The organism is Mesorhizobium sp. B2-3-7 (assembly GCF_006442695.1).
Lineage (GTDB): Bacteria > Pseudomonadota > Alphaproteobacteria > Rhizobiales > Rhizobiaceae > Mesorhizobium.
On the sequence record NZ_VFVV01000003.1, the window covers coordinates 216,174 to 240,731 of the forward strand.

At 63.1% G+C, this 24,558-nt stretch carries 23 protein-coding genes; 8 read left to right on the forward strand and 15 right to left on the reverse strand.

Annotation, left to right across the window (positions count from 1 at the left end):
• Positions 1-290: 290 nt before the first annotated feature.
• Positions 291-1,388, reverse strand: a complete 1,098-nt coding sequence (gene recA, locus FJ940_RS07910) for a recombinase RecA (RefSeq protein ID WP_010909075.1) — start codon at positions 1,386-1,388, stop codon at positions 291-293.
• Positions 1,389-1,670: 282 nt separating this feature from the next.
• Here recA and FJ940_RS07915 point away from each other — a divergent pair, with 282 nt between their 5' ends.
• Both FJ940_RS07915 and FJ940_RS07920 read left to right on the forward strand, forming a co-directional pair.
• Positions 1,671-2,615 carry a carbohydrate kinase family protein gene (locus tag FJ940_RS07915; RefSeq protein ID WP_140560979.1) on the forward strand — a complete coding sequence of 315 codons (945 nt, stop codon included), beginning with the start codon at positions 1,671-1,673 and terminating at the stop codon, positions 2,613-2,615.
• Positions 2,616-2,691: 76 nt separating this feature from the next.
• Complete coding sequence (locus tag FJ940_RS07920; RefSeq protein WP_140656069.1) at positions 2,692-3,609, forward strand: pseudouridine-5'-phosphate glycosidase; 918 nt, start codon at positions 2,692-2,694, stop codon at positions 3,607-3,609.
• A 126-nt stretch (positions 3,610-3,735) separates the two neighbouring features.
• On the opposite strand, the gene FJ940_RS07925 is transcribed toward FJ940_RS07920, so the two are convergent.
• Entirely contained in the window at positions 3,736-4,059 is a 324-nt protein-coding gene (locus FJ940_RS07925) for a TfoX/Sxy family protein (RefSeq protein ID WP_140493867.1), read from the reverse strand.
• Positions 4,060-4,151: 92 nt separating this feature from the next.
• Here FJ940_RS07925 and FJ940_RS07930 point away from each other — a divergent pair, with 92 nt between their 5' ends.
• Positions 4,152-4,649 carry a GFA family protein gene (locus tag FJ940_RS07930; protein WP_140583375.1) on the forward strand — a complete coding sequence of 166 codons (498 nt, stop codon included), beginning with the start codon at positions 4,152-4,154 and terminating at the stop codon, positions 4,647-4,649.
• Positions 4,650-4,810: 161 nt separating this feature from the next.
• On the opposite strand, the gene sufA is transcribed toward FJ940_RS07930, so the two are convergent.
• From sufA to FJ940_RS07965, 7 genes are all read right to left on the reverse strand, one after another.
• Positions 4,811-5,191: a Fe-S cluster assembly scaffold SufA gene (sufA, locus tag FJ940_RS07935; RefSeq protein WP_006206001.1), complete on the reverse strand. Its 381-nt coding sequence runs from the start codon at positions 5,189-5,191 to the stop codon at positions 4,811-4,813.
• Positions 5,192-5,292: 101 nt separating this feature from the next.
• Positions 5,293-5,685 (reverse strand): SUF system Fe-S cluster assembly protein, encoded by a 393-nt coding sequence (locus tag FJ940_RS07940; RefSeq protein ID WP_140493873.1) that lies wholly within the window; start codon positions 5,683-5,685, stop codon positions 5,293-5,295.
• Positions 5,686-5,690: 5 nt separating this feature from the next.
• Complete coding sequence (locus FJ940_RS07945) at positions 5,691-6,926, reverse strand: cysteine desulfurase (protein ID WP_140494998.1); 1,236 nt, start codon at positions 6,924-6,926, stop codon at positions 5,691-5,693.
• Between the two features lie 183 nt (positions 6,927-7,109).
• Complete coding sequence (sufD, locus tag FJ940_RS07950) at positions 7,110-8,378, reverse strand: Fe-S cluster assembly protein SufD (RefSeq protein ID WP_140515796.1); 1,269 nt, start codon at positions 8,376-8,378, stop codon at positions 7,110-7,112.
• Between the two features lie 25 nt (positions 8,379-8,403).
• Complete coding sequence (gene sufC / locus FJ940_RS07955; protein WP_140564708.1) at positions 8,404-9,159, reverse strand: Fe-S cluster assembly ATPase SufC; 756 nt, start codon at positions 9,157-9,159, stop codon at positions 8,404-8,406.
• Positions 9,160-9,185: 26 nt separating this feature from the next.
• Positions 9,186-10,703, reverse strand: a complete 1,518-nt coding sequence (sufB, locus tag FJ940_RS07960) for a Fe-S cluster assembly protein SufB (RefSeq protein WP_140493879.1) — start codon at positions 10,701-10,703, stop codon at positions 9,186-9,188.
• Between the two features lie 185 nt (positions 10,704-10,888).
• Positions 10,889-12,052 (reverse strand): cysteine desulfurase family protein, encoded by a 1,164-nt coding sequence (locus FJ940_RS07965; RefSeq protein ID WP_140656072.1) that lies wholly within the window; start codon positions 12,050-12,052, stop codon positions 10,889-10,891.
• Positions 12,053-12,293: 241 nt separating this feature from the next.
• On the opposite strand from FJ940_RS07965, the gene FJ940_RS07970 reads away from it, so the two are divergent.
• Together FJ940_RS07970 and FJ940_RS07975 are read left to right on the forward strand one after the other, a co-directional pair.
• On the forward strand, positions 12,294-12,968 hold the full coding sequence (locus tag FJ940_RS07970) for an alpha/beta hydrolase (RefSeq protein WP_140493883.1): 675 nt from the start codon (positions 12,294-12,296) through the stop codon (positions 12,966-12,968).
• 16 nt (positions 12,969-12,984) lie between these two features.
• Positions 12,985-13,635, forward strand: a complete 651-nt coding sequence (locus FJ940_RS07975) for an FMN-binding negative transcriptional regulator (protein WP_140656074.1) — start codon at positions 12,985-12,987, stop codon at positions 13,633-13,635.
• A 17-nt stretch (positions 13,636-13,652) separates the two neighbouring features.
• On the opposite strand, the gene FJ940_RS07980 is transcribed toward FJ940_RS07975, so the two are convergent.
• From FJ940_RS07980 to FJ940_RS07995, 4 genes are read right to left on the reverse strand one after another with little or no spacing between them, the layout of a single operon-like run.
• A complete protein-coding gene (locus FJ940_RS07980; protein WP_140656077.1) occupies positions 13,653-14,486 on the reverse strand; it encodes a phosphatase PAP2 family protein in 834 nt (277 codons plus the stop codon).
• 25 nt (positions 14,487-14,511) lie between these two features.
• Positions 14,512-16,161, reverse strand: a complete 1,650-nt coding sequence (locus FJ940_RS07985; RefSeq protein WP_181167567.1) for a glycosyltransferase family 39 protein — start codon at positions 16,159-16,161, stop codon at positions 14,512-14,514.
• 43 nt (positions 16,162-16,204) lie between these two features.
• Positions 16,205-16,537 carry a lipid-A-disaccharide synthase N-terminal domain-containing protein gene (locus FJ940_RS07990; protein WP_140493889.1) on the reverse strand — a complete coding sequence of 111 codons (333 nt, stop codon included), beginning with the start codon at positions 16,535-16,537 and terminating at the stop codon, positions 16,205-16,207.
• On the reverse strand, positions 16,530-17,264 hold the full coding sequence (locus tag FJ940_RS07995) for a glycosyltransferase family 2 protein (RefSeq protein WP_140515786.1): 735 nt from the start codon (positions 17,262-17,264) through the stop codon (positions 16,530-16,532). Before FJ940_RS07995 ends, FJ940_RS07990 begins: the two co-directional genes overlap by 8 nt.
• A 299-nt stretch (positions 17,265-17,563) precedes the next feature.
• Between FJ940_RS07995 and tyrS the strand changes: the two genes are divergently transcribed.
• Entirely contained in the window at positions 17,564-18,817 is a 1,254-nt protein-coding gene (gene tyrS, locus FJ940_RS08000) for a tyrosine--tRNA ligase (protein ID WP_140493893.1), read from the forward strand.
• 7 nt (positions 18,818-18,824) lie between these two features.
• On the opposite strand, the gene FJ940_RS08005 is transcribed toward tyrS, so the two are convergent.
• Positions 18,825-22,214, reverse strand: a complete 3,390-nt coding sequence (locus tag FJ940_RS08005; protein WP_140656079.1) for a DUF3971 domain-containing protein — start codon at positions 22,212-22,214, stop codon at positions 18,825-18,827.
• A gap of 95 nt (positions 22,215-22,309) precedes the next feature.
• Here FJ940_RS08005 and FJ940_RS08010 point away from each other — a divergent pair, with 95 nt between their 5' ends.
• Both FJ940_RS08010 and FJ940_RS08015 read left to right on the forward strand, forming a co-directional pair.
• Positions 22,310-22,777 (forward strand): peroxiredoxin, encoded by a 468-nt coding sequence (locus tag FJ940_RS08010; protein WP_140493897.1) that lies wholly within the window; start codon positions 22,310-22,312, stop codon positions 22,775-22,777.
• A gap of 158 nt (positions 22,778-22,935) precedes the next feature.
• Positions 22,936-24,240: a M23 family metallopeptidase gene (locus tag FJ940_RS08015; RefSeq protein ID WP_140656082.1), complete on the forward strand. Its 1,305-nt coding sequence runs from the start codon at positions 22,936-22,938 to the stop codon at positions 24,238-24,240.
• Positions 24,241-24,276: 36 nt separating this feature from the next.
• Here the strand turns inward: FJ940_RS08015 and FJ940_RS28410 are convergent, their stop codons facing one another.
• Positions 24,277-24,426, reverse strand: coding sequence for a hypothetical protein (locus FJ940_RS28410; RefSeq protein WP_181171747.1), 150 nt, complete (start codon positions 24,424-24,426; stop codon positions 24,277-24,279).
• Positions 24,427-24,558 lie beyond the last annotated feature (132 nt).

The following is a 24,558-nucleotide window of genomic DNA, read 5'->3' on the forward strand; positions in this document are numbered from 1 at the left end:
CGAGAGAGCCGCCGGCCGGACCGGCGGAAAATGGGCTCTGCTTTAGAAGATGGAGCTGGCCTTTTAGCCGCCGCTTGGCACCCTGTCCAGAAACACGCAAGCCGGCCAATTCGCGGTTCACCAGCCACCCAAAACGCAAACCGCCGGCACGGGGCCGGCGGTTTGAAACGCAATACTACAGAACTCGATTACATAAGCTCAAATTGATGAACCGGGATTATGGCCGAACTCGGGCCATAAACCGAACGCTAGATCGCGCCGGCGAACGCTTGAATTGCGCCGGCGAACGCTTACATCGCGCCGGCTTCATCCTCGAACCCATCATCGCCACCTTCGGAGCCGCCATTCTCAAGGAATTTCTCGGCGATCAGTCCGGCGTTCTGCCTGAGCGCAAGTTCGATCTCGCGCGCCGTATCGGGATTGTCGCGCAGGAACAGCTTCGCGTTCTCGCGGCCCTGGCCGAGACGCTGCGAATTGTAGGAGAACCAGGCGCCCGACTTCTCGACCACGCCGGCCTTGACGCCGAGATCGACCAGCTCGCCTGTCTTCGACACGCCTTCGCCGTACATGATGTCGAACTCGACCACCTTGAAGGGCGGCGCCAGCTTGTTCTTGACCACCTTGACGCGGGTCTGGTTGCCGACGACCTCGTCGCGGTCCTTGACCGAGCCGATGCGGCGGATATCGAGACGCACCGAGGCGTAAAATTTCAGCGCATTGCCGCCGGTGGTGGTTTCGGGCGAGCCGAACATGACGCCGATCTTCATGCGGATCTGGTTGATGAAGATGACCATGGTGTTGGAGCGCGAGATCGAGGCGGTCAGCTTGCGCAGCGCCTGGCTCATCAGGCGGGCCTGCAGGCCGGGCAGCGAATCGCCCATCTCGCCCTCGATTTCGGCGCGCGGCGTCAGCGCCGCGACCGAATCGACCACCAGCACATCGATGGCGCCGGAGCGCACCAGCGTATCGCAGATCTCAAGCGCCTGCTCGCCAGTGTCAGGCTGCGAGATCAGGAGGTTTTCGAGATCGACGCCGAGCTTGCGGGCATAGACCGGATCGAGCGCATGCTCGGCATCGACGAAGGCGCAGATGCCGCCCTTCTTCTGGGCTTCCGCCACCGTGTGCAGCGCCAGCGTCGTCTTACCCGAGCTTTCCGGCCCGTAGATCTCGATGATGCGGCCGCGCGGCAGGCCGCCGACGCCAAGCGCGATGTCGAGGCCGAGCGAGCCGGTCGGCACGGTTTCGATCTCGACGACCTGCTCGTTCGCGCCGAGCCGCATGATCGAGCCCTTGCCGAAAGCCCGCTCGATTTGCGACAGCGCCGCATCCAGAGCCTTTGATTTGTCCACTGCCTTATCCTCTACAAGCCGCAAGCTGTTCTGAGCCATGATACATCACCCCGTAGTCGTCAATGAAGGCCGGACAATCCGTAATCCTTGGTTATTTGTACCTTTTTTGTTCTCATTTGGCAAGAGGGATCAAGCATTTGAAAAATAAACAACATCCTGATTTGTTCTTTTTTTGTCTCACGATTCGGCTCCAGCATGACCCGAATATTAGGCCAGGCTGGTTCGCCGTGCCGGCCTCACGAATCGCTGGTTGTTGCCTGCGAAGCTCCGTCGCACAGCATGGCGCTTGTGCGTGACCGCCAACAAAGGTCATATCGGCGCATGGTGAGATCTCCAAGAGTCCTGGCGGTGGGCGGCGCCCATATCGACAGGCGCGGCCAGGTGTCCGGCGCTTACGTGCCGGCTGCCTCCAACCCGGGCACGATGCGCGAGGACGTTGGCGGCGGCGTCTTCAACGCATTGCGCAGCACGGTGCGGCGAGGCGTCTCGGGCTCGTTGCTGTCGGTGCGCGGCGGCGATGCCGCCGCCGACACGGTTTCGCGCGCCATCGCCGAAGCAGGCATTGCCGACCTGTCCGCGGTGTTCCTCGACCGCACGACGCCGAGCTATACGGCGCTGATCGACCGCGAGGGCGAACTGCTCGTCGGCTTTGCCGACATGGCGCTTTATGAACTGGCATTTGCAAAGCAGATCCGCCGCTCCAGGGTGCGGGAGGAGATCGCCGCCGCCGATGCCGTCCTGTGCGACGCCAACCTGCCATCGGCGGCTCTGGAGCGGCTGGTGTCGCTTGCCGCCGGCAAGCCCGTGTTCGCCATTGCCATTTCACCGGCCAAGGTCGTGCGCTTGACACCGGTGCTCGGCGGCCTGGCCGTCGCCTTCATGAACAGGCGCGAGGCGGTGGCGCTTGCCGGACTTGACGATGCCGCCTCTCAAAAAACTATCCTCGACGGGCTGAGAAGCGCCGGCCTCGACAGCGCGGTGGTCACGGCGGGCGGCGGCCCGGTGCTGGGCTTCGACCGCGACGGCAGCTTTGCCGTCGTCCCGCCCCCTCCAAGAAAGGTCGTGGACGTCACCGGCGCCGGCGATGCGCTTGCCGGCGCGACGGTCGCCGCCCTGCTGCGCGGCATGCCCTTGCGCGCGGCGTTGCGCGAGGGCGTCGCCGCCGCGACGCTGGCTATTGAAAGCGCGGGCGCCGTTCCCGATTTCACCACGGCGACTTTCGCGCAAGCGCTGGCTCTTGTGCCCGAAGAGCAGGAAATGGCATGAGACCGGCCAGTTCACAGTGCCGCAGTGCCGATCGAGCGTCCAAAAAGATGCGCCGCACTCCGGATTGGAGATCAAGATGACCCCAGACACCGCCCGCCCCTTCATCGATGTCCACGCGCCGGTGGCGCAGGCCCTGTCGGCCGGGAAGCCCGTGGTGGCGCTGGAAAGCACCATCATAACCCACGGCATGCCCTACCCCGACAATGGCGCCATGGCGGCCGACGTGGAAAGGATCATTGCGGACGGCGGCGCGGTGCCGGCGACGATCGCCGTGGTGGCGGGCCGCATCAAGATCGGCCTCTCCGACGGAGAACGCGAATCGCTCGCCATGACCGGCGACGCCATGAAGCTCTCTCGCGCCGATCTCGGCTTCGCCGTCGCGCAAGGGCGCACCGGCGGCACCACGGTTGCCGCCACAATGATCGCCGCGCATATGGTTGGGATAAAGGTGTTCGCCACCGGCGGCATCGGCGGCGTGCACAAGGGCGCCGAAAAAAGCTTCGACATTTCCGCCGACCTCGATGAGCTGGCGCGCACGCCCGTCATCGTCGTCTCGGCTGGGGCCAAGGCCATCCTCGACATCGAAAAGACGCTGGAGGTGCTGGAGACCCGCGGCGTGCCCGTGATCGGCCATGGCTGCGAGACCATGCCGGCCTTCTGGTCGCGGCAGTCGCCGTTCCGCGCGCCGCTGACCTTGCACGCGCCGGAAGAGATCGCGCATTTTTACAAGACGCGACAGGCGCTGGGCCTGAGCGGCGGCATGCTGATCGCCAATCCGGTGCCGGAGGATCACGAAATCCCGGCCGGCGAGATGGCCGGCTACATCGAGGCCGCCCAGAAGGCCGCCGAGGCGCTCAACGTTACCGGCAAGGCGGTGACGCCGTTCCTGCTCTCCAAAATCCTCGAACTCACCGGCGGCCGGAGCCTGAAGACCAACATCGCGCTGGTCGAAAACAATGCTCGGCTGGCAGCGCGAATTGCCGGGGCGCTGTAGGACGCCGGAAATACGAGCGGCGGCACCACGGCTACTCGCGACCACCGAGTTCCGTCACGCCCTCCTCTGTCCTGCTGGACGTCTCCGAAAAAGTCTGCACTGCCTCATCGCCCCGAGGTCCTAGCGTTATTTTCCCGCCCGCCGCCCCGCCTCATAGGCCCGCCGCGCCCATACCGCCATCTCGTCGGGGTCGTCGAAGGCACTATCGGGAATACTCCAATAGGGCATCGCCACCAGCTTGCCGTGGCGAGACCCGGTGTAGGTCCACTGCGCGCAGCCGGCGGCCTCGAAGTCGGGCGCGCTTTGCTCGTCCGCTTTCAGCATCAATTCGCCGCGCAACACGATGGCGACGATGACGCCGTCGGCATAGATGCCCTTGCCGCCGAACAGTTTGCGGATGCTGACCGGGCCCAGGCTCTGGAAGAGTTCTTCTATGCGTTCATTGTCCATGCGCGGATCATGTCACCGCGATCCGGCCTTGTCATCGCCGCAACCAAAACCATGCTGACAGGTTGAAAGGGGATCGACCGGAGTTTCCCGTCATGCCTGTCCTGCTCAAAGGCTCCTGCCGCTGCAATGCCGTTCGTTTCGAGGTGGAAAGCCACACGCCCGTGCCATTCATGCTGTGCTACTGCTCGATCTGCCGCAAGCAGCAGGGCGGCGGCGGTTTTGCCATCAATCTCGGCGCCGACTACGAGACGATGACCATCCGCGGCAAGAGCAGCCTCGGCGTCTATCGGGCCGAGATCGAGGACGACGAACATCCGCATTGCGAAATCTCGACCGGAGAGCGCAATTTCTGCCGCAAATGCGGATCGGCGCTGTGGCTCTACGACCCGACCTGGCCGGAACTCGTCCATCCCTTCGCCTCGGCGATCGACAGCGACCTGCCGAAACCGCCAAGCAAGGTGCATCTGATGCTGAAATACAAGGCCAACTGGGTCGAGCCCGATGTCGGGCCGAGCGACAAGGTGTTCGACGTCTATCCCGAGGAATCGATCGCCGACTGGCATAAGCGGACCGGGACGTGGGTGGAGTGAGTGTCTTCGCTGCGTTCTAAGGGAGGTGAGGAGTGGTCTGCGCAGCAGGCGGGAAGCCAATTGCGCGGCTTTTCGAATGACGAACGCCGGCAGCGGGGCTATCGCTGCCCCTCATCCGGCCCTGGGGGACACCTTCTCCCCGTAAACGGGACGAAGGAAGGTCAGGCGGAGGCGCGTGCTTCTGCCAGCGCCTTGAGGTCGGCCGGCTTCAGTTCGACGGATTCGCCGCAGCCGCAGGCCGAGCTCTGGTTCGGGTTGCGGAAGGTGAAGCCGGTGCGCAGCGTCGTCTGCTCGAAATCCATCTCGGTGCCGAACAGGAAAAGTGCTGCTTCCGGCGCGACATAGACATGGGCGCCGTCGCGCTCGATGTGGTCGTCCTTGGTATTGGGTTCGGTCACCAGGTCGACCGTGTATTCCATGCCGGCGCAACCGCCCTTCTTGATACCGAGGCGAATGCCATGCGCATTCTCACGCGTGGCGACGATCTCGCGCACCCGGTCGGCGGCCTTTTCGGTCATCGTGATGACGGCAAAGCGTCCCATCTTTTTCCTTCTCCATTCCATGCAGGTTCAAGGCCTGCCGAATGATTCCTCACCTAAAATGGTGAAGTTTTACCACTGGCGCAAGTGTGCCGGACTCGACGTCAGTACCAGCCCACCGCCACCTGCGCCTCTTCCGACATGCGATCGGGCGACCAGGGCGGGTCGAATGTCATGTTGACCTCGACGCCCGACACGCCTTCGACGGCGCCGACGGCGTTCTCAACCCAGCCCGGCATCTCGCCGGCCACCGGGCAGCCGGGCGCGGTCAGCGTCATGTCGATCTTGACTGAGCGGTCGTCCTCGATGTCGATCTTGTAGACGAGGCCAAGCTCGTAAATATCGGCCGGGATTTCCGGGTCGTAGACCGTCTTCAGCGCCGAAACGATGTCGTCGGTCAGCCGCGCCAGTTCGTCGGCGGGAATGGCGGACGCGGAAACCACCGCATTGGCGGCCGCGTCGGGAACAGCATCGGTGGCTGTGCTGGCATCTTCCATTATCGTCACCCGAAAAACTTGCGCGCTTTTTCCAACGCATCAGCCAAAGCATCGACTTCGGCTCGCGTATTATACATGCCGAACGACGCCCGGCATGTGGAGGTTACGCCGAAGCGTTTCAACAGGGGCTGGGCGCAATGGGTGCCCGCGCGCACAGCCACGCCTTGCCGGTCGATCACCATCGACACGTCATGGGCATGAATGCCTTGCAGCTCGAACGAGATGATGGCGCCCTTGCCGGGCGCGTCGCCGAAGATGCGCAGCGAGTTGATGGCGCGCAGCCGCTCGTGCGCATAGTCCTTCAAATCGGCCTCGTGCGCGGCGATGCGCTCGCGGCCGATCTTTTCCATGTAATCGAGCGCGGCGCCGAGCCCGATCGCCTGGACGATCGGCGGCGTACCGGCCTCGAAGCGGTGCGGCGGGTCGTTGTAGGTGACGATGTCTTCGGTCACCTCCTCGATCATCTCGCCGCCGCCCATGAACGGACGCATGCGCTGCAAGATGTCCTTCTTGCCATAGAGCACACCGATGCCGGAGGGACCGTAGACCTTGTGGCCGGTGAAGACGAAGAAATCGCAGTCGAGGTCCTGCACGTCGATGGGCATATGGACAGCGCTCTGGCTGCCGTCGACGAGCACGGGAATGCCGCGCGAATGCGCGATGCGCACGATCTCCTTGATCGGCGTCACCGTGCCCAGCGCGTTCGACATCTGCGTGATAGCGACCAGCTTTGTGCGGTCGGTCAGTCGCTTCTCGAATTCCTCGATGTGGAAGACGCCGAGATCGTCGACCGGCACCCAGACCAGTTTGGCGCCCTGCCGCTCGCGGATGAAATGCCATGGCACGATGTTGGAGTGGTGCTCCATGATCGACAGCACGATCTCGTCGCCCTCGCCGATATTGGGCATGCCATAGCCATAGGCGACCGTGTTGATCGCCGATGTCGTGTTCGAGGTGAAGACGATATTGTCGGTGCTCGGCGCATTGAGGAAGCGGCGAACCGTCTCCCGCGCCTTCTCATAGGCGTCGGTCGCTGCATTGGACAGGAAGTGCAGGCCGCGATGGACGTTGGCGTATTCCTGGGCATAGGCGTGCTGGACCGCGTCGAGCACCGCCTGCGGCTTCTGCGCCGAGGCGCCATTGTCGAGATAGACGAGAGGTTTGCCGTAGACTTCGCGTGACAGAATCGGGAAATCGCGGCGGATCGCCTCGACGTCGTAGGTTTCGACTTTCTGGTCCATCATAAGCTCTCTTGAGGCACCGCCTCATTCCGTGCAACGCCTCTCATCCGTCTCGGCGCTTCGCGCCGATCCACCTTCTCCCACAAGGGGAGAAGGTCAGGCGCTCTTCCTTCTCCCCTTGTGGGAGAAGGTGGCCGCGAAGCGGCCGGATCAGGGGTGTTCGCCGGAGCGAGCCCTATCCACTCATCCATGCGCCGCAAACCAGCCGTCGAGCCTGGTCTCCAGGGCCTCGACGATCACCTCGTCGTCCAGTTCCTCGATCACCTCGGCGATGAAGGCCTTCACCAGCAGACCACGGGCGCTCTTCTCGTCGATGCCGCGCGCCATCAGGTAAAACAGATGGTTGTGGTCGATCTCGGTGACGGTGGCGCCATGACCGCAGACCACGTCGTCGGCGAAGATTTCGAGTTCCGGCTTGGTCGAGAACTCGCCGTCGTCCGACAGAAGCAGCGTGTTGCAAGCCATTTTGGCGTTGGTCTTCTGCGCGTATTGATGGACGTTGATGCGGCCCTGGAAGACGCCACGGGCCTTGCCGGTCACGACATTGCGGATCACTTCCGTCGACGTGGTGTGCGGCACCGCATGATCGAGCACCATGGTGGTGTCCGTGTGGGCGTCGCCGGCCAGCAGGTTGATGCCGCGCAATTGGAAGTCAGCGCCCTCGCCCGTCGTCTTCACCACGACCTCCTGGCGCACGAGCTTGCCGCCGGCGTTCATGACGAACAGCGTCAGCTTCGCATTCTTGCCGATATGAGCCTTGAACTGCGCCAGATGCGTTGCCGTGTCCGGCTGCTCCTGGATGATCAGCCACGTCACCTCGGCGCCTTCGCCGAGCACGAGCTGGCTGACCGAGCTGACAAGGGCCGCGCCCTCGCCGGCCTGGCGTTCGACGATCACAGCCTTCGCGTCGGCGCCGGCGCGCACGGCCAGGCGTACATGCGTCTGGCCGCCGGCCTGCAGGTTTTGCAATTCGATCGGCTTTTCCACTTGGGTGCCATCGGCGATGTCGACGAAATAACCGTCGGCGACGAAAGCCGTGTTCAACGCCCCGATGGCATCGTCGCTGCCGTAGGGATCGAGCCCAGGCGCGATGCTGCCGTCGGTCAGTTTCTCCGACAGGCACTGGACGCTGACGCCTTCGATTGCGGGCGTTTTGGCGCTCGACACGCCGTTGAGAAGCGGCAACACGGTGGAACCTTCAACAACTGGCGCGATGGCTTTGGCCACGGCCGTCGGGTCGAAGTCCGGCACCGCATTCAGCAGCCGCCGCAGGTCGGTGTAGTGCCAGGATTCGATGCGCCGTGTCGGCAGTCCGTGCTTTACCGCCTCGATGGCGTCGTCGCGCTTCAACATCACCGCGCCGTCGCCTGGCAGCAGCGACAACCGTTCGCCGAAAGCGTCGATCAACGCTGTTTCGGCCGGTGTCCGCTGGGGTTGTGTGTGCATGTTCATCAGTCTTGCCTTGCCTTCTGGCATCTCACGCGGCTTCACCGATCACGCCGGCATAGCCATTGGCCTCGAGGTCGAGCGCCAGCGACTTGTCGCCGGACTTGATGACCTGGCCCTTGTAGAGCACGTGCACGGTGTCGGGCACGATGTGTTCGAGCAGCCGCTGATAGTGCGTGATGACGACGATGGCGCGCTCGGGCGAGCGCAACGCGTTGACGCCATCGGAGACGATCTTGAGCGCATCGATGTCGAGCCCGGAATCGGTCTCGTCAAGCACGCAGAGCTTTGGCTCCAAAAGCTTCATCTGCAGAATCTCGGCGCGCTTCTTCTCGCCGCCGGAGAAGCCGACATTGAGCGGCCGCTTGAGCATGTTCATGTCCATGTTGAGCGAGGCTGCGGCATCCTTCACCCGCTTCAGGAATTCGGGGATCTTCAGCGGCTCCTCGCCGCGCGCCTTGCGCTGCTCGTTCATGGCAACCTTCAGGAATTCCATGGTCGCCACGCCCGGTATCTCCATCGGATACTGGAAGGCCAGGAAAATGCCCGAAGTCGCGCGCTCGGCCGGATCCATTTCGAGGATCGACTGGCCGTTGTAGAGGATATCGCCCTCGGTGACCTCGTAGTCCTCGCGGCCGGCGAGGATGTAGGACAGCGTCGACTTGCCCGAGCCATTCGGCCCCATGATCGCGGCGACCTCGCCGGCTTTTACCGAGAGATTCAGGCCGCGGATGATTTCGGTGCCGTCATCGACGATGCGGGCATGCAGGTTCTTGATCTCAAGCATTCTTTTCTTCCTGAATATCTGTCCGGTCAGCCGACCGAGCCCTCGAGCGAAATCCCGATCAGCTTCTGTGCCTCGACGGCGAATTCCATCGGCAGCTGCTGGATGACGTCCTTGACGAACCCGTTGACGATCAGCGCGATCGCTTCCTCCTCCGGAATGCCGCGCTGCATGACATAGAATTTCTGGTCCTCGGAAATCTTCGATGTCGTCGCTTCGTGCTCGAACTGCGCGGTCGCGTTCTTGGCTTCCATGTAAGGCACCGTGTGGGCGCCGCACTGGTCGCCGATCAGCAGCGAGTCGCAATTGGTGAAGTTGCGCGCATTGGTCGCCTTGCGATGCGCCGAAACCTGGCCGCGATAGGTGTTCTGCGAAAAACCGGCGGCGATGCCCTTGGAGATGATGCGGCTCGACGTGTTCTTGCCGAGATGGATCATCTTGGTGCCGCTGTCGACCTGTTGGTAGCCGTTCGACACGGCGATCGAATAGAACTCGCCGCTGGAATCGTCGCCGCGCAGGATGCAGCTCGGGTATTTCCACGTGATCGCCGAGCCGGTCTCGACCTGCGTCCACGAGATCTTCGAGCGGTGGCCACGGCAATCGCCGCGCTTGGTAACGAAGTTATAGATGCCGCCCTTGCCCTCGGCGTCGCCGGGGTACCAGTTCTGCACCGTCGAATATTTGATCTCGGCATCGTCTAGCGCCACCAGTTCGACGACTGCGGCATGGAGCTGGTTCTCGTCGCGCTGCGGCGCCGTGCAGCCTTCGAGATAGGAGACGTAGGCCCCCTCCTCGGCGATGATCAGCGTGCGCTCGAACTGGCCGGTGTTCTTCTCGTTCATGCGGAAATAGGTCGACAGTTCCATCGGGCAGCGAACGCCCTTGGGCACGAAGACAAACGAGCCGTCGGTGAAGACGGCCGAATTCAGCGTCGCATAAAAATTATCCGACGTCGGCACGACCGAGCCGAGATATTTCTTCACCAGTTCCGGATGCTCGCGGATGGCTTCCGAGATCGAGCAGAAGATGACGCCCGCCTGCGCCAGTTCCTTCTTGAACGTGGTGACGACGGATACCGAATCGAACACGGCGTCGACGGCGACGCGGCCGGACTTGTAGACGTTGTCGCTGGCTTCCTCGAGCTCGGACGCATCGGTCTTCTGCACGCCGGCCAGGATCTCCTGCTCCTTCAGCGGAATGCCGAGTTTCTCGTAGACCTTCAAGATCTCCGGATCGACGTCGCTGAGCGAGCTCGGTCCGGGCGTGCTCTTCGGCGCCGCGTAGTAATAGATGTCCTGGAAATCGATCTTGGGATAGTTAACGCGCGCCCAGGTCGGCTCTTCCAGCGTCAGCCAGCGCCGATAGGCTTCCAGACGCCATTCCAGCATCCAGGACGGTTCGTCCTTCTTCGCCGAAATGAAACGGATGATGTCTTCGCTCAGGCCCTTGGGGGCCTTGTCGACAGCGATTTCGGTCTGGAACCCGTATTTGTATTGGTCGACGTCGATCTTTCGGACCCGATCGATCGTGTCCTGCACAGCAGGCATATGCGTTCTCCATCCACGCCGGGGTCAAGGCCCGACAGTTTTCAAACTATGGCACCGCCGGATAAGCACCCAAGGAGCACCCGCGGCGGCGTAAGTTTCATATAGTGCGCCTCGGCCGGAAATTCACCCGGCCAGCATGAAACGCACGGCTCTACCAGGCCGAAAGGCCCAAATTCGTCCAACCGCTACGCGGCCTTCTCCTTGCCCACCCGACGTGCGGCGATTTCTGCCAACGCCAGGCGGAACGCCTCGATGTCCTGCGCGCCGGTCGCCGCGCCGATCGACAAGCGCAACGCACCCAGACTGTCACCGTGACCCATGGCCTTCAGCACATGGCTCGGGCCGACTTTACCCGACGAGCAGGCGGAACCCGCCGACAGCGCCACACCGGCCAGGTCGAAGGCGATCTGTACAGTCTCGGCCTTGACGCCGGGAATAGCGAAGAATGTCGTGTTGGCAAGCCTCGGCGCGCCAGTTCCGAAGATTTCCACGTCCGGTATCAACATTTTAACGATGGCCTCGATCTCGTCGCGACGCCGACGCAGGGCATCGATGGCCTCCAATCCGATGAGAGCCTCCCGCGCCGCCGCGCCAAATCCCGCAATGCCGGGCAGGTTCTCGGTGCCGCCGCGATGGCCCTTTTCCTGGCCACCGCCGTTGATGAGCGGCTTCGGCATCATCAGATCGGCAGCGGCGACGATGGCGCCGACGCCCTTGGGGCCGCCAATCTTGTGCGACGACAGTATCAGATAGTCGGCGTAACCCGCCGAAATGTCGATCGAAATGCGCCCTGCCGCCTGAACCGCGTCTACGACGAGGACACCGTCGACCGCCTTTACGATTTCGGCGATACGATCGACCGGCTGGATGACACCAGTCTCATTGTTGGCGGCATGGATTGCCACCAGCGGCAGGCCGGCGGCCTTATCGTGCGCGGCAAGCGCGTTTGCCATTGCTTCGAGGTCGACAATTCCATTGGCGTCGACGCCGATCCGCGTCACCTGCGAGGCCGGGAAGGACCCGCCGTTCAACAGGCAGGGGTGGTCGGCTTCGCAGACATAGAGATGGCTCATGCGGATGGTCCCGCGCCCCATCCGCCAATCGGGCGTCAGCAGCGTCGAGGCGGCTTCCGTGGCGCCTGACGTGAACACGACATGCCCAGCCTTGGCCTTCACCAATTCCGCCACATCACGCCTTGCAGTTTCGATCAGGCGACGCGCCGCACGCCCTTCGGCATGGACCGATGATGGGTTGGCGGCCACATCGAGCGCCGCGACCATAGCCTCGCGTGCCGCTGCAAGCAGGGGCGCACTGGCATTGTAGTCGAGATAGGCGCGCATTCCGGCCATTTTCTTCCAGCTGGTCCCGTCAGAAGCCATTCCACCGAGATATCGCGTTATTTCCTTGAAATTCCAAGGCAAGCCGTCCTATTTACGCGGCTTGCGGCGCGGGCAGCCGGACGATTGCGTTCCGGCCACCCAGTTTTGAACAATTCTAAACTAGCTTCTATGAAGACGCTCGCCCTGCGTCAAGGCCAGAGGAAGGTTCTCCGGGCGCCGCGCATTCTTATTACCCAAGTTGGAGTATTTCATGCCTGAGGTCATTTTCACCGGTCCGGCCGGCCGTCTGGAGGGTCGATACCAGCCCTCGAAGGAAAAGAGCGCGCCGATTGCCATTGTCTTGCATCCGCACCCGCAATTCGGCGGGACGATGAACAACAAAATCGTCTACGACCTCTTCTACATGTTCCAGAAGCGCGACTTCACCACGCTGCGCTTCAATTTCCGCGGCATCGGGCGCAGCCAGGGCGAATTCGATCACGGTACCGGCGAATTGTCGGATGCGGCCGCCGCACTCGACTGGGTGCAGTCGCTGCATCCGGATTCCAAGAGTTGCTGGGTTGCCGGCTATTCGTTCGGCTCGTGGATCGGCATGCAGCTTTTGATGCGCCGGCCCGAGATCGAAGGCTTCATCTCGGTCGCGCCGCAACCCAACACCTACGACTTTTCCTTCCTGGCGCCCTGCCCCTCCTCGGGGCTCATCATCCATGGCGACGCTGACAAGGTGGCGCCGCCGAAGGACGTGCAAGGCCTGGTCGACAAGCTGCACACGCAAAAGGGCATCACCATCACGCAGAAGACATTGCCCGGCGCCAATCATTTCTTCGCCAACGATGCCGAACTGCTGATCGAGGAATGCGCGGATTATCTCGATCGCCGGCTGGCCGGCGAATTGTCGGATCCGCGCCCGAAGCGGCTGCGCTAAAGGACGGATGATCGCGATGTACCAGCCTCCTCATTTCCAGGAAACACGGCCGGAGGTGCTGCACGGGCTGATCCGGGCACATCCGCTCGGCCTCTTGGTTTCCAGCGGACCCGAGGGGCCGGTCGCCGACGCCATTCCGTTCCTGATCGACGCCGATGTCGGGCCAAATGGCAGGCTGCGCGCACATCTGGCCAAAGCCAATCCTCAATGGCGCCTCATCGCCGACAACCCGGCATCGCCCGTGCTGATCGTCTTCCAGGGTACCGACGCCTATGTGACGCCGTCCTGGTACGAGACCAAGCGCGAGACCGGCAAGGTGGTGCCGACCTGGAACTATGCCATCGTGCAGGTGCGCGGCATCGCGAAGGTGATCGACGATCAGGACTGGCTGGCGCGGCAGATCGCCGACCTGACGGCTTCGCAGGAAGGCACGCGTGAGGCGCCATGGGCGGTAACGGATGCGCCTGCCCCGTTCATCCAGTCGCAGATCAAGGGCATCATCGGGCTGGAGATCGAGATCGCCGAAATCCATGGCAAATGGAAGGTCAGCCAGAACCGTCCCGTCGCGGATCGCGCAGGCGTTGCGCACGGGCTTGAAAGCGAGACGGCAAATTCGTCCGACATGGTGAACCTGGTAAGGTCCTATGGCGGACTGAACGGCGACTAAATCCCAGGCTCGATGGATCAGACGGCCGTTCGGCTTGTTCGACCGATCAGCCGAAACGTCTGCTTGCGCACCGGCAATCCCGATCGTGTCGGGCTGAAGATGAAGCCGAGCCGGGCAAAGACCAGTCCGCAAACCAGCGCGAAGGCAAAGCCAAGACCAAAGCCGGCGACGGTATCACTCGGATAATGCGCGCCGACGAAGACCCGCGTCGAGGCTATGCAGGCCGTGACCGGCAAGGCGATGTACCAGCGCCGCGGGAACAAAAGCAGCAGGATGCCGAACACGGCCCCCATCGTCGTGGCGTGACCGGACGGAAAACCGGCAAAGCGCGCATCGAAGGCGAAGGGACGCAGAGACAGCACACCAAGATCCTGAAAATAGAGCGGGCGCGCGCGGCCGATCGCATATTTCAGGACATTGACCAGCAGGCCGGACAGGCCGATGGCGCTCAACGCAAGGAACGCCAGGCAGGTCCAATTGTAGACGAGTATCAATGACCGCCGCGACAGGCTTCGCCAGTCCGTCAGATTGGCCCCTATGAGCAAGAGTGCCGGAGGGATGAGATACCAGCCGCCTAGGCCGAACTGCGTCAGGAACTCGGCAAGCCGGCCGAAGCCCGCCGACCACCGGCCGTGCAGCAGTCCCGCCGGCGTGTCGAGGCCGGCGAAGGCCGCTGCCGTGAGCAAAATCCAGGCCGAGATCCAGAGCGGCCATATGACCTTGGGATACGAGGCGGAACGAGCGGCGAAGCGCCCTCTCACGATCCGCAGCGTGTCGCGGAAATTGCCGACCGACCGACGCACCACCGCAGCGGGCGCAACGGAAACGGAAGGGCGCGGTTTCACCAGCATTGAAAACCCGATCCCGTTGTCGAACTCATTGGGCGATACGGTAGAGGCCGAGCGACATTTTGTCTCCCGATGAAAAGTTGACCCCGTCGATCGTCGTAAGACGGCTCGCCGCCTTGCCTTGCCCGGCCAGCAATCCATTGAGTTTCTGCTCATCCTCGACCGGCGCCAGTCCCAGCGCGCAGGCGGGGTCGGCAAGCAGATGCTTTGCCACGCCATCGATGTCGGTCAGTATCGTTTTCGTGCCCACCAGGAACACAAGGCTCGGCTCGTGATACCGCGCCGACGCCAGCATCGAGGTGTCGCAAGGCTTGTAGACGCGCACAGCCTGGTTGATCGCCGGGCTCAGCCATATCGGCTTCAAGGACGGGGCGATGATACCAAACAGCAACCCGTAGGCGATGCCCGCACAGGCGGCGACGGCGCCGATACGGGCAAGCGGCACTTGCAACTGTCGCGAGAAGGCCAGATAGCCGGCGCCGAGCGCCGACGCGGCGGCCGGAATGCTCCACCACGAGAAAGTATGGGTGAGATAGATCGGGGCGCCCACGGAGACCGCAGCCAGGCCGAGGCTGACCACGACCAGGCCGAATGCAGTCGACCACCATAACCATTGCTGCCAGCGCCGGAGCGGCGCATTGGCTTCCTGCGGCTGCAATGTCAAAAGCCAGCCGATCAGCAGCGCCATGCCGGGATAGGCCGGCAGCACGTAGTGCGGCAGCTTGGTCGGAATCAGTTCGAATACCAGCCAGAAGGGGATGTACCAAGCGAGGCAGAAGCGCAGCCTGACATCATCGCGCAGCCGGTTGAGGGCTTGCAGGCCGGCGCCGACGGCGATCAGGCCGAACGGCCACATGAACAGCGAATAGGTCAACATGTAGAAGCCGGGCGGCAGGCCGTGCGATTCCTCGCCCTGGGCGACCTTGCCGAGCATATCCTTGCCGACAGCCTGCTGGAGGAAGGCGCCGTCGCTTTTCCAGGTGATCAGGGCGAGCCAGGGCAACACGATCAGGACGACGAGCAGCAGGCCGCGCCCCACCTTGAGCTTCGACAGCCAGCGCCCGTCGCGTTCGAATGCAAACAAGACAGCGATGGTGAGCGCCGACAGCAGTGGGGCGATCGGCCCCTTGATGAGGATCGCGGCCCCTTGCGCCAGCCAGAATATCCACCACAGATGGCCGGCGACGGGCTCGTTGCGGCGCGATGCCAGGTAAATCTGCGCCAGCGCGCCCTGCGCCGCCACGCAGCAGGCCAGCAGCATCGCATCGGTCTTGGCGTCGCGGCCCTCGAAGGCGGTGGCGAAGATCGCCGCCATCACCAGGCCGGCGGCGATGCCGGCACTGGCTCCGAAAAGCCTGGTGCCCGTCCAGGCGATGCCGAGAACGGCCAGGGCGATGCCCAGCGTCGACACCAGGCGGTAGACCCATATTGGTGCGGCGGCGCCCTTGCCGCTTAGAGCCACGGCCGCGGATTGCAGCCAATAGATGCCGATCGGCTTCTGGTAGCGCGAAGCGTCCTGAAAGCGGATGTCGACATAATCGCCGCTCTCGACCATCTGCTTGGTGGCCTGGACGAAGCGCGGCTCGTCACGGTCCAGCGGCGGCATGGACGCAAGTCCCGACACCGTCATCACCAGGCTGAACAGGAAAAGAAGGATGTAGTTCCTGTTCAGCGCCATATTCCAGCCTCTCCGACCATTCTTCCCTGATGCGCAAAGCCGCTCAATCGACCTTCGTCATCGCCGCCTTGCGTTCATTGGCGATCAGCCAGAGATTTCTGATGTAGATGAACAAGCCCATGCCCTGGCCGGCGATGAACACCGGGTCCTGCCGCTTGATCGCATAAATCAGCAACAGACCTCCGCCGAACAGCGAGAAGAACCAGAAGGCGATCGGCACGACGCTTCGCTTGGCCTTTTCCGATGCGAGCCACTGCACGACGAAGCGCATGGTGAAAAAGAACTGGGCGACGAAGCCGAGCAGGATCCACGCGTTGAACTGTTCGATGAAGACCCGGTGGATCCAGGTCACCAGTTCCTGAAGCACGTTAACCATGCGTGATTTCCTCTACTTTTGGCATCCGGCGACGCCTGCGGCGCAGCCACCAGACGCCGCAGAGATCGAGCACGCCCTGCAGGCCACGGTCGAAAATTCCGTAGTTCGACTTGCCGTGGCGGCGGGAGCGGTCGACGACGTCGCAATGCACGACATGGTATCCTTCCTGGATGACCAGCGCCGGAACGAAACGATGGGTGCCGTCGAAGAACGGCAGCTTGCGCAGGATCTCGGTGTGGACCGCCTTCAGGCCGCAGCCTGTGTCGCGCGTCTCGTCATGCAGGATGGCGTTTCTCAGCCAGTTGGCGAACCGCGATGCCAGTTGCTTGACCTTGCTGTCGCGGCGCTTCAGGCGCTGCCCTTGCGCGGCGCCGTAGCCGGGCCCGGCCCGCCGCAAGGCGTCGACCAGCATGGGAATGTACTGAGGATCGTTCTGGCCATCGCCGTCGATCGTGGCGACGATGCTTCCGCGCGCCGCCCAGGCGCCGGAGCGTACCGAGAGGCTCTGGCCGGCGGATTTCTCGTGCCGCAATTCCCTGACTGGAAACGGGCGAAGTGCTGCCTGCCTGGCGAGAACGGCTGCGGTTTCGTCGGTCGAGCCGTCGTTGACGATGATCAGTTCGAAGTCGCGCCCGGTCATCGCCGCCTCGATCTCATCGATCAGCAGCGGCAGGTTTGCCGCCTCGTTCCTGCAAGGAATGACGATGGATATCAATGCGTCCGGCATGTCGCGTGGGGCTCTGTCGTCGGATATGGCATTGGGTGGATGCCGTGCGGTGCCGCTTGAGGTCGTGGGCTGCAAGGACCTTTTGGCGCGCGCCTCATTACGCCAGCACAAACAATGAAGCAAGCATCCGCGCCGAGAGGCGGCTTGCGGCGTTTCAACAACAAGTGATTGCCAAGCCCCTGGTCGAAGTGCGATCGGGCGCAAAACCGGAATCCACTTTTGCTGATCGCGCTTGGGTGCTAAACGCGCGCTTTCACATACGCCCGCGCCGGACGGGCGGACGCTTCGGGAAAGAAAAAATGCCTGCCTTCAAATCCGATTTCCTGCGCACGATGAGCGAGCGCGGCTTCATCCACCAGACTTCGGATGATGCCGGGCTGGACGATCTCTTCGCCAAGGAGACGGTGACGGCCTATATCGGCTTCGACGCGACCGCCAAGAGCCTGCACGCCGGCTCGCTGATCCAGATCATGATGTTGCACTGGCTGCAGCAGACCGGCCATCGGCCGATCGCCTTGATGGGCGGCGGCACCTCGATGATCGGCGACCCTTCCTTCAAGGACGAGGCGCGCAAGCTTCTGACCCCGCGCGACATCGACGACAATCTCGCCGGCATCCGCCGCAATTTCATGCCGTATCTCAAATTCGGCAGCGGCCCGAATGACGCGATCATGGTCAACAACGCCGACTGGCTGATGGAGATCAACTACGTCAATTTCCTGCGCGACGTCGGCCGTCACTTTTCGGTCAACCGCATGCTGGCGTTCGATTCCGTCAAGCTGCGGCTCGACCGCGAGCAGTCGTTGTCCTTCCTCGAATTCAACTACATGATCCTGCAGGCCTACGACTTCGTCGAGCTCTACAAGCGCCTCGGCTGCCGTCTGCAGATGGGCGGCTCCGACCAGTGGGGCAACATCATCAACGGCATCGATCTCGGTCGCCGCATGGAGGACGCGCAGCTTTATGCGCTGACGACGCCGCTGCTCACCACCTCGTCGGGCGCCAAGATGGGCAAGTCCGCCACGGGCGCGGTCTGGCTCGATGCCGAGATGCTCTCGCCCTACGAATTCTGGCAGTATTGGCGCAACACCGAGGACGCCGATGTCGGCCGTTTCCTGAAGCTCTACACGACGCTGCCGTTGGACGAGGTGGCGCGCCTGGAGAAGCTCGGTGGGTCCGAGATCAACGAGGCGAAAAAGATCCTCGCCACGGAGATCACCGCGTTGCTCCATGGTCGCGGCGCCGCCGAACAGGCCAGCGAAACCGCACGCAAGACCTTCGAGGAAGGTGCCCTCGCCGAGACGCTGCCGAGCGTCGAGGTTGAAAACGCCAAGCTCGAAGCCGGCGTCGGCATCCTGGCGCTGCTGGTGACCGCCGGGCTGGCGGCGTCCAACGGCGAAGCGCGGCGGCATGTGCAAGGCGGTGCGGTGCGGCTCAATGATCAGCCTGTCAGCGATGACCGTCGCACGGTCACGCTTCAGGATTTGAGTCCGGAAAACGTCGTAAAGCTTTCACTGGGCAGGAAAAAACACATTCTGGTGCGGCCGATCTGAGGCCCCTTCACCGGTACTCGAAGATCGACCTGAATATCCCCGGCGCGATCACCGAGAGCGGGTTGATGTCGAGCAGCGGCTTGTTGGCGTTGCCCTTGAGCCGGTAGGTCACGCCGATCAGGCCGCGGTCGCGGCCATTGCCCAAAAGCGCGCCGACGATGGGCAGTTCACCGAAGATGCGGTTGAGGCCGTATACCGGCATGAAGGTGCCGGTCATGTCCATATTGTTGTTCTGGTCATAGAGCGTGCCCTGGAACGTCGTGCCGATGCGGGGACCGCGCAGCACGCCGTTGGCCAGCCTGAGATAGCCGCTGCCCTTCTCGATCTCGGCGTAACCGCGTTCGAACTGTACCCGCGAGGTGTCGAGCTTGCCCTTGACCGCCTGATTGAGGCTGCGGCTGTCGCCTGCGGGTGTGGTCGAGACGATGGATGCGAGCTTCGGTTCGTTGACGACGAAGAAGTTCGTCGTGTCCACCTTGCCCTTCATCGGCCCGTCGCCCGCTCCCGACAAGGCCAGGGCAATCGCCCCACCTTCCATGTGCTCGTAGATGTTGAGGAATCTCAGTATCGCACCGGCGTCCGCCGACTGTACGTTGAGCGAGCGTCGGCCGGCGCTGCTCGTGTTGCTGATGGCTATGGCGGCTCCCGAACTTGCAGTGGCGCTGACCTTCAGCCCGTTCACCTTCGAACCGGCCGCGCTGTAGTCGAGCTTGAGGTTGGACAGTTGCTCGTCGTGGAAACCGGTCAGCCGATCGACGTCGGCGCTGACGGAAATCGCGTCGGCGCCCGTCGTCTTGGTCGCGGTGTCGACGTCGGAGGTGAACTGCTTGATCAGCGAGCGGGCATCCAGGGCGTTGCCGCTGATGTTGACTGCATAGCCCCTGCCCGATCGCTTGACGGATACCGCCACGTCGTCGCCCCGGTTCAGCGCGACTTTGCTGAACTTTGCCGACGACAGGGCCCCGTTGACCAGCACGATGTTGCCGTCGACGGAAAATGTCTTGCCGCCGAGGTCGAAGTCGGACAGCGTCGTGGTATCGCCGGACGTGGTCATGACGAATGTAGCACTTGCGGGAATCCCTGCCCCCTTGCTCCATCCGGCCCAGGGGATGTCGAGCCTGGCATTGGTCAGGTCGGCCGAGACGTTCTGGTTGCCGTCGCCGCTTTTGTCGATCGCGACTTTCACGGTTCCGCCCAGCAACGGGGCCAGCCCCGGCATGGCGGCGGCGCGGATCTTGTCGTCGAGCACCAGGGCCACCTTGCGGCTGCGTGCCGGTCCGCCATTCTCCAGCGGCTCGATCAGGTCGAGTTCGGCCGGAATGCCGTTCAGGGATGCCTTGGCGGAAATCACAGCCTTTTCAGGGTCGACCGTGACGGAACCGTCGGCATCCGTGACGCTCTGGCCTTCGAACGGCTTGGCCAGTGAAAGCCCGCTGTAGTCGAGCGATACCAGCCAATCGAGCTTCGAGCTGTCGACGCCGGATTGCAGCGGAATATCGGCCCTGACATGGCCGGTGACGCTGCCGGACAGGTCTTCGGGCAGGAAGCCGACATGGCGCATGGCATTGATCGGCTCGTAGGAGGCAAGTTCAGCGACCGCGGACGCTTCGCCGGCAACGTCGATGTCGAGCGCGCCGACGACCGGCGGGCGGTTGGCCGCCTTGACCGTCAGCGTGCCGTTGCTGGCCGCCACCGTGCGGCCGCTGGGCATGAAGACAGTACCGGAAGACAGGGAGATATCGACGTCATTGCCGTGGAAGGCGACGACGCCGACGGCATCGCGTATCGGCGGGATGCGGCCAGCCGTGTCGAAACGCGATCCTTCGATCTGGAAGCGGCCGAACACCTCGTCGGCGGAAAGCGGCACGCCATTGCCGAGGCGATCAGGCACCACCTGGAATTGAAGATTGGCATCGACGACGCGGCCGCCGAACAGATTGTCCAATACCCAGAGCCGCGCGTTGCGCGCCGAAAACCATGGCCAAAGCTGCTTGACGTGCGAGACCGGCATGTCGTGCACGTTGAGCGCCAGATTGATGCCGGGAGCCTTGCCGTCAACGAACTCCACGGCCGCGGTTCCAAGGACCTCGCTGGAAGCGGCCGACCGGACTGCGATCTGATCGGCTACCAATTTATGGCTTTTTGTCTGGTAGACGCCGGCGATGCGGGCAAGGAAGGTGAGCGCTGGCTCCGGCGATTCCGAAGGCGCCAGCGTCGAGCCGTCACTGGTCAGATCGTATCGGTAGGCCGGCTCCTCTCCGGCGGCGCCGGTCGCGGGCCTGGGCCCGATCGAGCCGGCGAAATCGAAGGTCGAGCGGCCGGTCTTCAGCAACAGCCTGTCCACCTGGATCTTGTTGCTGCCGCGGACGAGCGTGGCGCCGAGATCGACATCGGCCGACAGCAGGCCACGCGTGCCGAGATCAAGCACCGATCCCCTGGACGACAGGGCAGCCGTCAGCCGCGACGCGGTGTCGTCGGCCCCCTGCGACCCTTTGAGCGTCATGCTGAGCGCCCCCAACTTGCCGCCGGACGCCATTGCGCCGCTTTCGCCGCCGTCTTCGGCGATGCCGACGGTGGCATCCAGCGACATCACGCGCCGGGTCTCGGCATCGCGGCTGGCGGATGCGGCGACGGTCACCGCCTTGCCGTCGACATTTGCCTGCGAGGAGAACTCCATGCCGCCTGTCCCCGACTGCAGGACGACCGCGTCGGCGACGGTGATCAACCTGACCGCCTCGGTGTCGGGCAAGACGAATGCCACATTGTGAAGATCGATACGGTGCAGCGATTCCTCGCGCACCGCATCGAGAGCGTGATTGATATTGGCAAAGAGCGCATCGGACAATTTTTCGGGATCGATCAGCCCGTCCCGATTGCGCAGCTCGGCCGTCCAGTCGCCGCCCGACGGCATCGCCGCGGTAACGATGCGCGCATCGGAAATCCTGGCGCTGGTCAGCCGCACCTCGCCTCGAAGCAGCGGCAGCAGGCGGATGCCGAAACGCACCCTGCCCGCATCGGCCATGGGTTTACCGTCGCTGGCCTTCAGGCTGACGTCGCTCACCTGGAGCGCGACGAAGCTCGAACTGTCGAGGGTGATGCGGGCCGGCCCGACCGCAACATCGACATCGACACCCGCTAGCTTCTCGATGGCGGCCTCCGCCTCGACGCGCAGCCGGTCGGCCCCTATTCCGGAGACACCGATGAGATAGACAGCCACCCCCGCCAGCAGCACCAGCGCAACGGCGCCGGCAAACAGCCGCGATAGGATACGAAAGCCGCGGCCGATCGCCGCCTGGCCGAGCGGCGGAACGCGGCAAGCCGATGGCAAGGCGCCCAGGTCGGTGATTTCATCCCGCCTGAACCTGATCTTCTCGTGCTGCGGTTGCTCCTGATCCACGCAATTTTCCGTTCTACGAACTCGCTCGTGGACGAATCCCCGCTCGACACTATATCGGTGTGGCTTCGCGCGTAACCTCAAACAAGGGCATGGATATGGCTGACCTCAATGTGGGCGATCCCGCGCCGCAATTCGAGTTGCCGCGGGACGGCGGTGGTTCGCTCAGCCTGGCCGGCTTTGCCGGCAGACCTGTCGTCCTCTACTTCTACCCACAGGACGACACCACCGGCTGCACCGCCGAAGCGATCAGCTTTTCGCAGCTGAAGCCGGAGTTCGAGAAGGCCGGCGCCGTCGTCATCGGCCTGTCGCCCGACAGCGCCAGGAAGCACGACAAGTTCAAGTCGAAATACGATCTTACCATCGACCTTGCCTCCGACGAGGAGCGCAAGGTGATCGAGGCCTACCACCTTTGGGTCGAAAAATCGATGTATGGCCGCAAATACATGGGTGTCGAGCGCGCGACGTTCCTGATCGGCCGCGACGGGCGCATCGCCAGGATCTGGCGCAAGGTGCGCGTCAAGGGCCATGCCGAGGAGGTGCTGGAAGCTGTGCGGGCGATTTGAGGGGCGCCTCCGCGCCCTTGTTTTCAGAAAGCGACGCGAAGCAACCCCATGCTCGCTTTGCGGGCAATTCTTGCCGGCGTCTTGCTTCGGCAAAGCTTTGTTAACCTTAATAATGTGTAGTCGGGCTGTCGTGGTGTCGTAAACGAAAGCTTGGTCCCGTGAACGCAACCGGTCAGTCCGCGATCTTTGGCAGGCGCAAGGAACCGCATACAGTCATCATCGCTCGCGGCAGCGAGATCAGGCACTTCACGATCCGGCCCTGGCTGGTTGTATTTCTCTGTTCGGCGCTGGCGGCGATCGCCATCGGTTACCTGCTGGCCACCTCCTATCTCGTGCTGCGCGACGACCTGATCGGCGCCACCACCGCGCGCCAGGCCCGCATGCAGCAGGCTTACGAAGACCGCATCTCGGCGCTTCGCGCCCAGGTCGACCGCATCACCAGCCGGCAGTTGCTTGACCAGCAATTGATGGAAACCAAGGTGAGCGAGCTTTTGGAGCGCCAGACGCAGCTCAGCCAGCGCCACGGCCGCCTCGGCCCGCTGCTCGACCGCGCCGAAAATGAAGTCGGCGCAGCGACGGCCGAAGATCCGGCAGTGCCGGCAAAGCCTGACAAACACGCCGAAGTGACCGGCAGCATCGCCCAGCCTGCTCAAAGCTACGCGCTGGCCAGCCTCGGCGCCGCCACTGGCACCGCCGACACCAGGCCGTTCTCCCTGTGGGCGACCCGCTCCGATCCGCTGCCGAACGATTCAGCCGCCGATCGTGCCGACAAACTGTTCATTTCGATCAACAAGTCGTTGAAATCCATCGAGAACGACCAGCTCACGCGCATCAGCATACTTGCTGACAACGCCTACAAGAATGCCGACGCCATAACCCAGGCGCTCGAGGCGGCCGGGCTGCCGGTCGACAGCGACTTCGGCAAGAACGAAAGCGATGTCGGCGGACCGCTGATCCCGCTCGATAGCTCGATGTTTTTCGACAGCAAGGTCAAGGAACTGGACGAGGCGCTGGACACGCTCGACCAACTCAAGAAGGAAGCACGCCGACTGCCGCTCGCGAATCCCGCACCCGGTCATTCCGTCACCAGCCCGTTCGGGGTGCGCACCGACCCGATCCTCGGCACGGCCGCCCTGCATTCAGGAATGGACTTCAGGGCGCCGATCGGCATGGCGGCCAAGGTCACCGCGCCAGGCGTGGTCACCAAGGCCGGCTGGAATGGCGGCTATGGCCGCATGGTCGAAGTCGATCACGGCAATGGGTTTGCCACGCGCTATGGACATCTCAGCGAAATCGACGTGACCGTGGGCGAAAAAGTGGATGCCGGCGCTGTCATCGGCAAGACCGGCAGCAGCGGTCGCTCGACCGGCCCGCATCTGCATTACGAAGTCCGCCACAATGGCGAAGCGATCGATCCTTTGCGTTTCCTCACGGTCGGCAAGAAGGTCGCGCAGTATCTCTAACGAACGGGCCCAGGCCGCCGCCATCCCGCGCCGTCCTCATCGCTTTTTCGCATCCTTGTCGCCGTTCAGGGCTTTTCCCTTTCGGGGCGACCGCAAATTGTCGAAGCCCATATAGTGGTCGGTATCAGATGTGTTCCATCTGCCGCCCAGGCAGATGATGGCAATGGCCGCGGCAAAGATCAGCAAGACATAAATCTTATCCATGTCCCGCTATCTAGGGCGCGGTGATCAGCCGGACACCGGCCGGCTTTTCCGCCGTAGCGGGCGCGCCCTCAAATGCGGCGCATTTTTGAATTCCATTTGACTGAATAAATATTT

What these genes read in the sequence shown, in the direction of transcription:
- FJ940_RS07965 (WP_140656072.1), bottom strand. Translation starts at nt 12,052, where the DNA reads ATGGCCGGAATGCGCGCCTATCTCGACTACAATGCCAGTGCGCCCCTG.
- FJ940_RS08010 (WP_140493897.1), top strand. Translation starts at nt 22,310, where the DNA reads ATGGCTGACCTCAATGTGGGCGATCCCGCGCCGCAATTCGAGTTGCCG.
- FJ940_RS07995 (WP_140515786.1), bottom strand. Translation starts at nt 17,264, where the DNA reads ATGCCGGACGCATTGATATCCATCGTCATTCCTTGCAGGAACGAGGCG.
- recA (WP_010909075.1), bottom strand. Translation starts at nt 1,388, where the DNA reads ATGGCTCAGAACAGCTTGCGGCTTGTAGAGGATAAGGCAGTGGACAAA.
- FJ940_RS07945 (WP_140494998.1), bottom strand. Translation starts at nt 6,926, where the DNA reads ATGGACCAGAAAGTCGAAACCTACGACGTCGAGGCGATCCGCCGCGAT.
- FJ940_RS07970 (WP_140493883.1), top strand. Translation starts at nt 12,294, where the DNA reads ATGCCTGAGGTCATTTTCACCGGTCCGGCCGGCCGTCTGGAGGGTCGA.
- sufA (WP_006206001.1), bottom strand. Translation starts at nt 5,191, where the DNA reads ATGGGACGCTTTGCCGTCATCACGATGACCGAAAAGGCCGCCGACCGG.
- FJ940_RS07985 (WP_181167567.1), bottom strand. Translation starts at nt 16,161, where the DNA reads ATGGCGCTGAACAGGAACTACATCCTTCTTTTCCTGTTCAGCCTGGTG.
- FJ940_RS07920 (WP_140656069.1), top strand. Translation starts at nt 2,692, where the DNA reads ATGACCCCAGACACCGCCCGCCCCTTCATCGATGTCCACGCGCCGGTG.
- sufC (WP_140564708.1), bottom strand. Translation starts at nt 9,159, where the DNA reads ATGCTTGAGATCAAGAACCTGCATGCCCGCATCGTCGATGACGGCACC.
- FJ940_RS07915 (WP_140560979.1), top strand. Translation starts at nt 1,671, where the DNA reads ATGGTGAGATCTCCAAGAGTCCTGGCGGTGGGCGGCGCCCATATCGAC.
- FJ940_RS07975 (WP_140656074.1), top strand. Translation starts at nt 12,985, where the DNA reads ATGTACCAGCCTCCTCATTTCCAGGAAACACGGCCGGAGGTGCTGCAC.
- FJ940_RS07925 (WP_140493867.1), bottom strand. Translation starts at nt 4,059, where the DNA reads ATGGACAATGAACGCATAGAAGAACTCTTCCAGAGCCTGGGCCCGGTC.
- tyrS (WP_140493893.1), top strand. Translation starts at nt 17,564, where the DNA reads ATGCCTGCCTTCAAATCCGATTTCCTGCGCACGATGAGCGAGCGCGGC.
- FJ940_RS07980 (WP_140656077.1), bottom strand. Translation starts at nt 14,486, where the DNA reads ATGCTGGTGAAACCGCGCCCTTCCGTTTCCGTTGCGCCCGCTGCGGTG.
- sufB (WP_140493879.1), bottom strand. Translation starts at nt 10,703, where the DNA reads ATGCCTGCTGTGCAGGACACGATCGATCGGGTCCGAAAGATCGACGTC.
- sufD (WP_140515796.1), bottom strand. Translation starts at nt 8,378, where the DNA reads ATGAACATGCACACACAACCCCAGCGGACACCGGCCGAAACAGCGTTG.
- FJ940_RS07930 (WP_140583375.1), top strand. Translation starts at nt 4,152, where the DNA reads ATGCCTGTCCTGCTCAAAGGCTCCTGCCGCTGCAATGCCGTTCGTTTC.
- FJ940_RS07940 (WP_140493873.1), bottom strand. Translation starts at nt 5,685, where the DNA reads ATGGAAGATGCCAGCACAGCCACCGATGCTGTTCCCGACGCGGCCGCC.
- FJ940_RS07990 (WP_140493889.1), bottom strand. Translation starts at nt 16,537, where the DNA reads ATGGTTAACGTGCTTCAGGAACTGGTGACCTGGATCCACCGGGTCTTC.